This is a genomic window from Rhizobium sp. WSM1328, from assembly GCF_057653715.1.
This window is the reverse complement of sequence record NZ_CM172788.1, coordinates 2,549,391-2,562,068: the sequence shown is the minus strand read 5'-3', so window position 1 is coordinate 2,562,068 and position 12,678 is coordinate 2,549,391. Positions and strand designations below refer to the sequence as shown.

Annotated in this window: 11 protein-coding genes; 6 read left to right on the top strand and 5 right to left on the bottom strand. The window is 60.7% G+C overall.

Annotation, left to right across the window (positions count from 1 at the left end; genetic code table 11):
* Positions 1-481 precede the first annotated feature (481 nt).
* A complete protein-coding gene (locus tag AC2444_RS13035) occupies positions 482-1,969 on the top strand; it encodes a right-handed parallel beta-helix repeat-containing protein (RefSeq protein ID WP_012758028.1) in 1,488 nt (495 codons plus the stop codon).
* 457 nt (positions 1,970-2,426) lie between these two features.
* Positions 2,427-3,920, top strand: coding sequence for a right-handed parallel beta-helix repeat-containing protein (locus AC2444_RS13030; protein WP_012758027.1), 1,494 nt, complete (start codon positions 2,427-2,429; stop codon positions 3,918-3,920).
* Positions 3,921-3,985: 65 nt separating this feature from the next.
* Here the strand turns inward: AC2444_RS13030 and AC2444_RS13025 are convergent, their stop codons facing one another.
* The 3 genes from AC2444_RS13025 to AC2444_RS13015 form a co-directional block, all read right to left on the bottom strand.
* Positions 3,986-4,267, bottom strand: coding sequence for a hypothetical protein (locus AC2444_RS13025; protein WP_012758026.1), 282 nt, complete (start codon positions 4,265-4,267; stop codon positions 3,986-3,988).
* 137 nt (positions 4,268-4,404) lie between these two features.
* The gene (locus AC2444_RS13020; protein ID WP_012758025.1) at positions 4,405-5,049 is read right to left on the bottom strand and encodes an NrsF family protein; all 645 of its coding nucleotides are present in this window, start codon (positions 5,047-5,049) and stop codon (positions 4,405-4,407) included.
* Complete coding sequence (locus AC2444_RS13015) at positions 5,046-5,594, bottom strand: sigma-70 family RNA polymerase sigma factor (protein WP_012758024.1); 549 nt, start codon at positions 5,592-5,594, stop codon at positions 5,046-5,048. The genes AC2444_RS13020 and AC2444_RS13015 overlap by 4 nt, the downstream gene beginning before the upstream one ends.
* 235 nt (positions 5,595-5,829) lie before the next feature.
* Here AC2444_RS13015 and AC2444_RS13010 point away from each other — a divergent pair, with 235 nt between their 5' ends.
* The 3 genes from AC2444_RS13010 (at position 5,830) to AC2444_RS13000 (ending at position 7,817) form a co-directional block, all read left to right on the top strand.
* A complete protein-coding gene (locus tag AC2444_RS13010; protein WP_012758023.1) occupies positions 5,830-6,114 on the top strand; it encodes a pentapeptide MXKDX repeat protein in 285 nt (94 codons plus the stop codon).
* A gap of 87 nt (positions 6,115-6,201) precedes the next feature.
* Positions 6,202-7,044 (top strand): cytochrome b/b6 domain-containing protein, encoded by an 843-nt coding sequence (locus AC2444_RS13005; RefSeq protein WP_012758022.1) that lies wholly within the window; start codon positions 6,202-6,204, stop codon positions 7,042-7,044.
* Positions 7,041-7,817 (top strand): molybdopterin-binding protein, encoded by a 777-nt coding sequence (locus AC2444_RS13000; protein ID WP_012758021.1) that lies wholly within the window; start codon positions 7,041-7,043, stop codon positions 7,815-7,817. The genes AC2444_RS13005 and AC2444_RS13000 overlap by 4 nt, the downstream gene beginning before the upstream one ends.
* Before the next feature lie 100 nt (positions 7,818-7,917).
* Here the strand turns inward: AC2444_RS13000 and AC2444_RS12995 are convergent, their stop codons facing one another.
* Positions 7,918-8,694: a dioxygenase family protein gene (locus AC2444_RS12995; RefSeq protein ID WP_012758020.1), complete on the bottom strand. Its 777-nt coding sequence runs from the start codon at positions 8,692-8,694 to the stop codon at positions 7,918-7,920.
* Between the two features lie 343 nt (positions 8,695-9,037).
* Between AC2444_RS12995 and AC2444_RS12990 the strand changes: the two genes are divergently transcribed.
* Positions 9,038-10,618: a Na+/H+ antiporter gene (locus tag AC2444_RS12990; protein WP_012758019.1), complete on the top strand. Its 1,581-nt coding sequence runs from the start codon at positions 9,038-9,040 to the stop codon at positions 10,616-10,618.
* An 85-nt stretch (positions 10,619-10,703) separates the two neighbouring features.
* On the opposite strand, the gene AC2444_RS12985 is transcribed toward AC2444_RS12990, so the two are convergent.
* Entirely contained in the window at positions 10,704-12,605 is a 1,902-nt protein-coding gene (locus AC2444_RS12985; RefSeq protein ID WP_012758018.1) for a potassium transporter Kup, read from the bottom strand.
* Between the last annotated feature and the right edge of the window lie 73 nt (positions 12,606-12,678).

Genomic DNA, 12,678 nt, shown 5'->3' with positions numbered 1-12,678 from the left:
CAAAGTGCTACAGCGTCCTTTGCGCGTCTGAAAAGACGCGCGGCGCTGTAGGGCCTGAGGTCTCCCCATCGCTGCGACATGGTTGCCGCTGACCTCGGCTTTGAGGGTGAGGGGGTTAGGGTTTCACCTTGGATTGCGCCTTTCGCTTACGCTCAAGGCGTTCGTCGTTGGCGCTCCTCACGCCTTGAGCGTAAGCGAAGGCAAGAATCACATGGCGTACAGACCGAAGGCGACGTGCGCCTCGCGCAAACACGCCGCGATTTATTCACCTCGAAGTCGCCGATTTCTCGGCCCAAGTTGTAACTTTCGTCACACCAGGCAATTGCCTGTGGAATGAGGCTCGCGAACCCGCCCGCTGCCCCATTGACAACATCTTATCGCCTTCTTGCCGTGGCCGGTTGCCCCGCCGCGTCCGATCGGCCGATTCCTGGACGATCCCGGCGGCGACATAGCGATCCGACGAACAGGGCAACATGGCGATATGACAGTCTACTATGTGAACTCAGCGAGTGGCTCCGACCGCAACAGCGGAACGGGCCAGACATCGGCTTTTGCGACTTTGTCCAAAGTGGAATCCTTGAAGCTGAAACCGGGCGACAGCGTGCTTCTTGCCAAGGGGAGCGTGTTCAACGAGCAGTTCGATATCAAATATTCCGGCAGCGAGAGTGCGCCGATCAAGATCGGCAGTTACGGGACGGGTGCGGCACCCGTCATCCACAGCAGCGGCGACGGCATCCACAGTCTCTATGCCTCGAACATCGTCATCGAGAACCTGAAGATATCGAATACCGGGGGGGCGGGCATTTATGGCGGCAGTATCACGAACTGGACGGTCCGCGACGTCGAGATCGCCAAGACGGGATTGTCGGAAAACTCAGGTGCCGTCACCTTCCGGAGCAGCAAGAACGTCACGGTCGAAGACAGCACGATATCGGGCGTCAAAGGCGACGGCTTCTGGATCGAGAAGGTCAACGGCATCAAGATTCTCAACAACACCGTCACCAACGCCCATGGCGCGACGGCCGATGGCGTGCAGGTGAACGACAGCAGCAACATTCTGATCAAGGGCAATCATCTCGACCAGACGCATGCCGATAGCCCGAAGGGCGTCATCGCGCTCGTCAGGCCGGTGAATGCCGTGGTCGAGGACAATGTGATCATGGGCGGCGGCTTCGGCGTCAGCGCCCAGGCGGGCAAGAACGTCGCCATCCGCGACAACGACATATCGGGATTTCACGGCTACAGCTGGTCCTTCGCCGTCGGTCTCGGCGACACCGGCAATACGCGAGACTACGATATCGCGGGCAACCACATCCATGACGGCGCTTGGGGCGTGGTCATCTCCGCGGCCGGCAGCCCCAGCTATGTCCGCACGAATATCAAGGTCCACGACAATGTCTTCGACGACCTCTCACAGGCGGCGTTAAAGGTCGACAGGCCGGCATCCGGCTCCTTTTCCAACAATACGATCGAGACCGGCACCAAGGCCACCAGCATTTCCCCTTCCATCGTCGACGCGCACACCTTCTCCGTCAGCAACAACCATACGGTCGCCAATGTCGAGACGGCGCTGGCGAGCCCAGTTGCCAAGACTGCCGCAGCGACGGAGGCGGCCGTGGATCCGGCGGTTGTCGCCGTCCATGACAATTTGAAGATCTTCACCGATACGGGTGCTGCCCATCACGGCAATCTCCTCGAAAACGACAGCTCGGACAATGACACCCTGGTGCTGCGCCGATTCGGGGACGAAACCGTCGGCAAGCACGGCCTGACGCTGACCGGGGAATACGGTGACATCCACGTGGACCGGGAAGGCAACTATGCCTACACGCTCGATGAAACGAAGCTCCCTGACCATAGCGGACATGTGAGCGAGTCGTTCAGCTACGGGATCAACGATGGAACCTCGCATCACAGCGACGGGGATACGCTGACCGTCTTCATCCATCTGGATGGCTTGCTGAGCTGAGGTGAGCGTGCCTCGGCACTACGCCGGGGAGGCTGCTTCCGGGGAAGACTCCCTGGGGAAGCGTTGCTCCTGCCACCAAATGGCTCCGCAGCGCCCCTCATCCGGCTGCCGCCGGGTGAGGGTAAGGGGCATGCCACACGGCCTCAACCTTTCTGGCTTGCGACTGACCTGAAACAGGACGCTGCTCCTCCCACGACCATTCGTCGCCGAGGCGTACGATACCGTTCGTTCACCTTTCGGTCGTTGTTGTGTAGATTGTTTGCGTATAAGTTGTAGTCTCGAAGATGCAGCCACCGCCAGGCGCTTCTCGGGACCAAGGCAGGCCCACAGGGTCTGCCAACCGCCGTGAAGGCAATATCGAAGACCTTCTTGAACATGGCCTTTAGCCCCGACCGCATCCGATCCACGCGTCGCAGCCGATCCAGACGGCTGCGCGGCAATTCGAGAACAAGGCGATATGGCAATCTATTATGTGAATCCGGCAATAGGCTCCAACGGCAACAGTGGAACGAGCGAGGACACGCCGTTTGCATCGTTCTGGGCGGTGGAAAACCTGAAGCTGCAGCCGGGCGACAGCGTGCTGCTCGCCGCCGGAAGCGTGTTCAACGACCAGCTCGACCTGAAATATTCCGGCACAGTGAATGCCCCGATCACCATCGGCAGCTACGGGGTCGGCGATGCGCCGGTCATCCATAGCCCCAACGACGGCATCCACAGCCTCTATGCATCGAACATCGTCATCGAGAACATCAAGATCTCCGACACCGGCGGTGCGGCCATCTATGGCGGCTCTGTTTCGAACTGGACGGTCCGCAATGTCGAGGTCGATCACACCGGACTGGCGGGCAAGTCAGGATCGATCACCTTCCGGACCGGCTCGAACATCACCATCGAAAACAGCACGATCAACGACGTCAACGGCGATGGCGTCTGGATCGAAAAAGTCAACGGCGTCAATTTTCTCAACAACACCGTCACCAATGCCCACGGCACCGCGGCAGATGCCGTCCAGATGAACGACAGCAGCAATATTGTGATCAGCGGCAATTACCTTGACCAGACCGGCGCAGCTACGCCGAAGGGCGTAATCGCGCTCGTTCGGCCCGTAAATGCCTTGGTCGAGGACAACGCGATCATCGGTGGCGGATTTGGGATCGGCGCGCAAGCCGGCACCAACGTCGCTATTCACGACAACGATATTTCAGGTTATGGCGGCTACAGCTGGTCCTATGCCATCGGTCTCGGCGATCAGGGCAATACGCGGGACTACGATATATCGGGCAATTACATCCATGACGGCGTATGGGGCGTGGCGATCAGTGCCGCCGGCACGACCAGTTACGTTCGCGAAGATATCAATATCTACGGCAACGTTTTCGATGACCTGTCCTCAGCGGCGCTGAAGGTCGACAGACCGGCATCCGGCTCCTTCCACGACAATGTCATCGCCAGCGATGTCACGCCCTACAGCATATCGCCTGCCATCATCGCCGCGAACACCTTTCCCGTCAGCAACAACACGACGCTCAACGAGGCCCAGGCGACGATGCTTGCGAGCAGCGATAGTCTCGCGGTCGGCGATGTGACGCACACGGACACGGCGCCTGCGCTTGTCGCAACCCATGACAGCCTGAAAATCACCTCCGACCTGGACGCCGCCCATTACGGCAATCTCCTCGAAAACGACAGCTCGGCCAATGGAACCCTGCTGCTTCGCCGCTTCGAGGGCGAGTTCGTCAACAAGGACGGCGTGACGCTGACCGGCCAATACGGCACCATCCATGTCGACGGTGATGGCGACTATAGCTATACGGTCGACGCGGCGAAGCTCGCCGGGCTTAGCGGAGAGGTGAGCGACACCTTCCACTACAAGATCTCCGATGGGACTTCGCTACATTTCGACACGGATACACTGAGCATCTCCATCCATGTCGATGACCTGCTGATCTGATAGGGACGCCGGCAGCAAACGGCTTGCATCATCGCTGCGGCAGTCCGCCCAGCCCTTGCGAAGTCTCATTGATCGCCGAGCAGGATACTAATGACGTCGACTTCGATTTCCGCGCAGATGATCTCGTATTCGGTGATGACTGCGGGATCGGCCGATCTATCCCGGCGCATGCGATCGAGGACGGTGCAGGCTTCGCCGTAGGCGCCGCACAATTCATAAAAATGGGGCTGGCTCGCCGCAACTGCTCTGATCGTTGCCCGCGTCGCAGGCAGCCTCATCATCAGCCTGGCCAGCCCCTGTTCCGCGGACTGCCGGGTGAGGTGGGCTACGCCTTCGTTCCTGACCATGCCGTCATTCCTTGCTGCGTGTGTTTTCCGATCCAAGGGGGTACGCAATACTCATCCCCCGACTAGTACGCAGGAATGCTGCATCTGGTTTCATGCCGGATGAAGGATTAGTGGCGCAGTGCCGCAAACAGCCGGTGCTACCAGCGCAGGAGGCGGGGGCCGAGCAGCGCGCCGATTGCGCCGGTCAAAAGGATGCCAAGCGAATACCAGAGGGTGACGAAGGGCAGGCCGTTTTCCGTGCAGAACCAGGAATAGACCCAGGCGCCGGATGCGCCGGCGGCAATGCCGGCGATGAAGCCTGCGATGCCGAGGTTGCTCGGGGCGCCGCCACGGAGAACCCAGGTATTTGCGATCAGGATCGGCATGGCAAAGGCAAAGATCAGCAGCGGGCAATGCAGGGCGGAGGAGCCAAGCACCAGCACGGGATAGCTTGCGGCCGGCGACAAAGCGAGCTGGACGGCCGCCATGACGGCGAGGGCGAGTATGATGGCCGCGGCAATCCCGAAAAAGCGCCCCTCCGAGCCATCCGGCCGGGACAGGCGGTAAACGGCTGCGAAGGCGGCGATTGCAAGCAGGGCATTGTAGGCGGACTTAATCCAGAAGACCGGCAGCATCAGCGCCTGCGCCATGTCGGTGCGAAGGCCGAGGACGATAAGCATCAGCAGCAGCGAGACTGCTAAGGCCGGCAGGATGGCGAGCGCGAAGCGGCGTTCGAGCGCATGTCTCGGCACCGGCTTCAGATCCCGGACAAGGCTGTCGATCACGTCCTCAGTCTCTCTCACATCCCACCTCGCAATCTTGCCGCCAGCGCCTTGATACCTCTGTGTACGCCAACCTTGACCGCCGATTCCGACTGTCCGGTGCGGCTTGCCGTATCGGCCACCGACTGCCCCTCGAGCTTGATCTGACGGATCAGTTCCTGCTGGTGCTGCGGCAGGCCGTTCAACAACCGTTCGACATCCATGCGCGCTGCAATCGCATCCTCCCTGAAGTCGTCTTCGATCTCCTCGTCCAATTCCATTTCCGCCTTGTACCGGCCGCCATGCTTTCGGTGGTGGTCGATCAGCTTGTAGCGGGCAATCGAGAAGAACCACGCGGTGAACGGCCGCTCCCTGTCATAGGTCGCCCGGCGCGAATGCAGCGCCAGCAACGTCTCCTGCACGAGATCTTCCGTGTCGGATTTCGCGGTAGTGCCGATCCGCCCGCCATAATAACCGACGAGCAGGGTTCGCAACGTCACGAGCAGACGCCGATAGGCTGCCTCGTCTCCGTCTAGGGAAAGAAGCATCAGCATCTTCAGTGCTTGTTCCGAATGGGCGCTCGTCATGTCGTCTGCAATATCATTCGGGTGGATGACGCTTTGGTTACAGGCGGGTTCAAAAAATCTTCCGGCGGCAATTCAAAGTGTACAGCGTCCTTTGCGCGTTTCGAAAAGACGCGCGGCGCTCTAGCGCTATCACATAAGCGTGAGGCTGTAACCGTCTTCGCAAGGGGATCGAATTCAGGACTGTGAGCCGTCGGCGGGTGCCGGCGGACATGTCAATCGATCCGAGGAGACCCTCATGACCAAGATCCTTTCCAGCCTTGCCGCCTGCAGCTTCGTCATCGGCCTGTCGCTTGCCGGTGCTGCCAGCGCCCAGAGCAGCGATGCCATGAAGAAAGACAGCATGAAGACCGACACGATGTCGAAGGATGCGATGTCCAAGGATGCAATGTCGAAGGACGCAATGAAGAAGGACACCATGGCGACCGGCAGCACCAAGGCCGACTGCATGCACAACGCCGGCATGGAGAAGGACACGATGAAGAAGGACACGATGACGAAGGCCTGCGACGCGATGAAGTAAGCTTTGGGCGCGGCCGCTGAAACTATTTGGCCGGCGGCCGCGTCCTTTTCTCGCGAAGACCTTTCATATCGATCCGGAGGAATTACCATGGCCACGACTGATGCCGGCATGGCGAGCGGAGGCACGCTCTTCTACCGCCATGGCCTGCTGGTGCGCCTGTCGCACTGGGTAAACGTGCTGTGCATGACGGTGCTGCTGTACAGCGGCCTGCAGATATTCAACGCCCATCCGGCGCTCTATTGGGGCCAGTACGGCGCCGACAACGATCCGTCCTTTATTTCCATGGAAGCGGAACAGGAAGGCGATGCGCTGAAGGGCGTGACGCGCATCGGCGGATTGAGCTTCGACACGACGGGCATACTCGGGGTTTCGAATGTCGACGGCGAGGCTGCGGTACGTGGTTTTCCGAACTGGCTGACCTTGCCGAGCTACCAGGATCTGGCATCGGGCCGGCGCTGGCATTTCTTCTTTGCCTGGCTGTTCGTCATCAACGGCTTCATCTATCTCGCCTATGGTTTTATCAGCCGGCATTTCCGCCGCGATCTGCTGCCGGCGGCCGTAGAACTGAAGCCTTCGCATCTCGGCCATGAGATCGTCAGTCACGCCCGGCTGCGCTTTCCCAAGGGGGCCGAGGCACGCCATTATAATACGCTGCAGAAACTCGCCTATGTCGCCGTGATCTTCGTTCTGCTGCCGCTGATGATCGGGACGGGGCTTACCATGTCGCCGGGCTTCAATGCGGTTGCGCCTTGGCTGCTCGATCTGTTCGGCGGCCGGCAATCGGCCCGCACGCTGCATTTCCTGACCGCTTTTTCGCTCGTCGCCTTCGTCGCCGTGCATGTGGCGATGGTGCTGGTTTCGGGTGTGTTCAACAATCTGCGCTCGATGATCACCGGTTACTACGATATCGAGCAGGGAGGAAAGTCATGAGCCGCATCATCACCAGGCGTCGCTTCCTGATCGGCGCGACCATGACGGCATCGGCGCTGGGGCTCGCCGGCTGCGATGCGCTCGTCGAAAGCGATCGGACGAAATCGGTGCTGAAGATCGCCGAAGGCTTCAGTATGAAGACGCAACGCTTCTTGCTCGGTGACGACGCGCTCGCCCGCGAATTCACGGAAGCCGATATCTCGCCGACCTTCCGGGCCAACGGCACGAGCATGCCAGATAATGCCCGCTATATCGACTGGATGAACCAGCGATTTTCAAGCTGGAAGCTCGAGGTCGGCGGGCTGGTCGACAGGCCGATGCAGCTGACGCTGGCGGATCTGAAAGCCCTGCCGGCCCGCACGCAGATCACGAGGCATGACTGCGTCGAAGGCTGGAGCGCGATCGGCAAATGGACCGGCGTGCCGCTCGGTGCGCTGCTTCAGACGGCGGGCCTCAAACCCGAAGCCCGCTACATCGTCTTCCACTGCGCCGACGAATATGAAAAGACGCTCGACGGCAGCGGCTGGTACTATGAAAGCATCGATCTCGTCGATGCGTTCCACCCCCAGACGATCCTTGCCCATACCATGAACGGCCGCGATCTCGAAGTCGCCCATGGCGCGCCGCTTCGGCTCCGGGTCGAGCGCCAACTCGGCTACAAGCAGGCAAAATACCTGACCGGCATCGAAGCCGTCGCCGATCTCGGCCAGCTCTACGGCGGCAATGGCGGCTTCTGGGAGGATCGCGGTTATGAATGGTATGCGGGCATATAGTCCCCGACCGATATGCCGACCTTGACGCTTTCCTCGTCTCGGGTTCCACGGCCGGAGAGGTCGTCGTGATCGAGGGTGTGGAACCTCGCCGCTGCCCCGCTCAGGTAGAGAGGCCGATGGTGATGGTAGCGGACAGCACGCCGCTATCGAGCTTTTCGAAATCGAAGATGTGGTCGGCCGCATCCTCCGGGATGAGGCCGTCCTCGTCGTTGCGCGTATCGCGGGCAGGGCGTCCAATATAGTCCGGATGCTCGCCATAGATGATATCGCTCAGCACATCATCGAAATAGATCTGGCTGACGAGAAGCTCCTTGCCCTCGACGAGGATGAGGCAGTGAACATGCGGCGTACGGCCCTTGTACCATCCGGGATAGGCCGTCAAAAAGCTTGCCTGCCCCTTGGCATCCGTCAGTTGGCGCCCGCGGAAGGCAAGCCCGCTGATGGCCTCGGCATCGCCAAGTGTACACATCTGCGCAGCCTCGCGGCCGGAATAGATGCCGCGGTGATCGGTATGCCAGATTTCGATATCGGCATTTTCGACCGGCCGGCAATCGGCTGCGTGGACGATCCGAACGGCCAACCGCAAAGGCAGCCCGGCCTTTCCGTCCGAGATGTCCTGACGAGCCGGGACATTGTTAACATGGCAGGGGCCAAGGGTCTGGGCGACGGTTACGACGCAATTCGGACGGCTGCGGAAGAGCGGCTCGGGCAGCTTTTCCAAGGTAACCGATTTCGTGCCGCCGCTCACGAAATCCGTTCCCTTCCAGTCGAATGTCCTGGCGGCAACAACGACATGCCGCCGTGGCCAGATCGCCACCGCAGCCACGGATGATGCGACAATGGCCGCACCTCCAAGTACAAGGGTTCGCCTCCTCATCTGTCTTCCTTTGCCTCAAGACGCAGGATTTAAGGAGGATGCGCGGAAAATTCCAATTAAATCCAGGCAATGATCGGCGCCAACGAGATCATCGGCATCAGATGCCCGCAGAGCCGTTAGCTGGGTTCGAAGTGGCCATTCCAGTTCGCGCAACGTATTGACGAGAAAGCGTATTCTGCCGATGTTAGCAAGTGGACGGTTGCTCAAAGGCGTCTCGTCGATTCAATCGCGCAAAGACTGCTGTAACGCGTTGAATTGCTGGATAATTTTGTCCTTGAATCGATTCCGCTTTGAAATATGCAGTAGGCATCCAAAATTCGTTTCCGAGCCGGGGCAGAGGCATATGGAACCAACACACTTGTTCGAGCTCGTCATCGCGATGTTTCTTGCGATCATCGCGCTGCATTATGCCGCCCACCGGCTCGGACTGCCGCCGTCCGTCGCGCTGCTGACCGGCGGCGCCTTGCTGGCGTTTGTGCCGGGGTTGCCGGCGATATCAGTCGATCCGGAGCTGGTGCTCGTCATCTTCCTGCCGCCGCTCCTCATGGACGGCGCTTGGGCCATCGCGCTGGCGCGGTTGCGGCGCCATATGATCGGCATCGCCTCGCTGGCCGTCGGCGCGGTGTTGTTCACCTGTGCGGTGGTGGCCGTCGTGGCCCATCTTATCTTTCCGTCGCTTCCCTGGGCCGCCTGCGCGGCCCTTGGCGCGATCGTTGCACCGCCGGACGCGGTCTCGGCGCGCGCCGTGCTCGAGCGCGTCAGGCTGCCGCGGCGGCTGCAGATTCTATTGGAAGGCGAGAGCCTGCTCAACGATGCGAGCGGCCTGGTTCTTTTCCGTTTTGCCGTTGCCGCCGTCGCAACCGGAGCCTTCAGCGCGGGGGAGGCGGTCGGCAGCTTCTTCGTGCTGGCGCTCGGCGGCGCCGTCGTCGGCGTCGTTGTGGGGACGGCATGGGTCAAGCTCGCCCGGCGTCTCGGCGACGAATATCTGATCATCGCAGCCACGGTGCTGCTTGCCTGGATTTCCTATCTGCTCGGAGAGTTGCTGCATGTTTCCGGCGTCATCGCCACCGTCACCACCGGCCTGATCGCGTCCTGGCACCAGCACACCGTATTTTCGGCCGCAACGCGCATGCGCGGCACGTCGTTCTGGACCGTGATGATCTTCCTGATGGAGGCTTCAGTCTTCACGTTGATCGGGTTGTCGCTGCGGGATGTCGTCGAACGCGGCGGCGGCTTAACCACCGTGATCGCGACGATGGGACTAGCGATGCTGGCGATCCTCCTCACGCTGGTGGTGGCGCGGTTTGCCTGGGTTTTCGCCTCCGATCTCATCATCAAGTTCTGTGCGGCCCTGGGGGTGACGCGAGCTCAGCCGCTCGGCGTCGGCGGCGCGACGGTTCTCAGCTGGGCAGGTGTGCGCGGCGTGATCACGCTCGCCCTGGCGCTCAGCCTGCCCGAGGGGTTCCCGGGCCGTGACTTCATCCTTGCCACATCCTTCGCCGTCATTCTCGGAACCGTGCTGGTGCAGGGCACGACATTGGGGCGGGTGATTGCCTGGGCGCGGCTGGCACCGGAGACGGAAAGAGCGCGCCTCACCATGAGCCAGGCCGAAGCCGCCATGGCACAGGTGCAACTCGGGATCGTCAAAAACCTGGCATATGACGCAAAGGGAACGCTCATCCACCCGCAATTGCTGGAGCGCTATCAGCGCAGGGCCACAGCGATCGTCGACTATGCCGAGAGAACGGAGCATTACGTACCGGTGCTCCATGCTCATTTCGACGTCGTTCTCGAAGCAGTTGCCACGGGACGCCGGGAGCTTATTCGCCTCCATCGCGCCGGCGACATCGACGACGAAACGTTAGACGAGCTGGAACGGGATCTCGATCTCGAGGAACTGAGCGCGATCTCGGCCAAGGCGTGAGGTTCAGCGCTTTGCGCCTTCGGCTTCATCGTCAACGCATTGCGATATCTAGGCTGATACCTGCGCGATCCTGATGTCGCCTACCCTAAATGGCGATTTGTTCGCCGAGTTCGACGACGCGGTTGGAGGGCAGGTTGAAATAGTCGGAAGGGTCAATCGCCAAGCCTTCCAGCGCCATGAATATGCGCTCCTGCCAGGCGGGCAACCCGGTGTTCGGCGTCCTGACGAGGTTCCGGCGGCCGAGATAGAAGGAGGTCCTCATGATCTCGAACTTGAAGCCGCCCTCCCGGCAAAGAGCCAATGCCCTGGTGACGTCAGGGTCGTCCATGAAGCCGAAGGTGATGTCGAGGCGGACGAAACGCGGCGAGAGTTGGCTGATCTTGATGCGGCGGCTGTCGGGAACATAAGGTTCGTCCTCGGTCCAGACGGTCAGGATGACGTTCTGTTCGTGGAGCACGTGGTTGTGCTTGAGATTGTGGAGCAGAACGTTCGGCGTCCGGTCCGGAACGCTGGTCAGGAAGACTGCCGTTCCCGGAACGGTGACCGGCGAATGGTCCGACTTTCGCTCGATCGACCTGATGAAGGAATCGAGCGGGATCTCGTTGTTGGCCCGCAGTCTCTTCAGATAGGCCTGGCCTCGGGTCCATGTCCACATCAGGATCATGATCGCCAGCGCAAGGGCGACCGGAACCCAGCCGCCATCGTAGATCTTCAGCAGGTTGGCCGCCAGGAACATGACTTCGATGGTGAAGAGCGGCAGCAGCCAGGCGGCGGCGAGCACGAGGGAATAGCCCCAGACGACCCGAAGGAACTGGAAGACCAGCATGGTCGAGATGACCATGGTTCCCGTCACGGAGATGCCGTAGGCGGTCGCCAGCGACTCGGAGTCGCCGAAGGAAAAGATCAGCATCAGCACGCCGACCAGCAGGAGAAGATTGACGGCCGGCACGTAGATCTGGCCGGTGTTGGTCTCCGACGTGAACTTGATCCTGAGCCTCGGCAGGAAGCCGAGGTGAACCGCCGAGCGGGACAGCGAAAATGCGCCTGTGATCACCGCCTGGCTGGCGATGATCGTTGCCATCGTCGCCAGGAGAACCATCGGCGGCAAGGCCCAGTCGGGATACATCAGAAAGAACGGGTTGCCTGCCGTTTCGGGATGGGCGAGAACCAGCGCGCCTTGCCCGAGGTAATTCAGCAGCAATGCGGGAAAGACAAGCACGAACCATGCCATTTGGATCGGGCGGCGTCCGAAATGCCCGAGATCGGCATAGAGCGCCTCAGCACCCGTCACCGTCAGAAAAACGGCGCCGAGCACGATGAGGCCGACGCTGCCGGCATGGGTGAGGAACAGGAATGCATTGGCCGGATTGAGCGCGGCCAGGATCCTCCAGTCGTCGCCGATATGGATCAGGCCGCCGGCCGCCATGGCTAGAAACCACAACACCGTGATCGGCCCGAAAAGCTTGGAAACGGCGGCCGTTCCCCTCGACTGGACGGCAAACAGAACGATCATGATTGCCGCCGATGCAAGCGGGACGTATTCGGCAAAGGCGGGTGTGATCAGTTTCAGGCCTTCGAGCGCCGACATGACCGACAAGGCAGGCGTGATCATCGCATCGCCGATGAAGAGGGCGGCGCCGATCAGGCCGGCGAAAAAGAGCACCGGCACGTTTCGTCCCATCTTCTTCATCAGGAGGGCGAGGAGCGAAAGCGCGCCGCCTTCGCCGTCATTGTCTGCCCTGAGAAGGAAGAGCACATATTTGAAGGTCACGATGATCGTCAGCGTCCAGACCATCAGCGAAATCAGACCGATGACCTCGGCCTCATGCACGCCATCGGCGGCAAACGGCCTCAGCGCCTCGCGAAAGGCATAGAGCGGGCTGGTGCCGATATCGCCATAGACGACGCCGACCGCGCCGATGACCAGTCCGACAAAGCCCTTCCCGCCGGCGCCATCCCCCGTCTTATCCATATGCGTCGACGTCATGGTTCCCCGCTCATGCCACTTGCCTATGAGAACAAACATATGCCGCATTGCAGAACGGCAAGCAAATTGATGC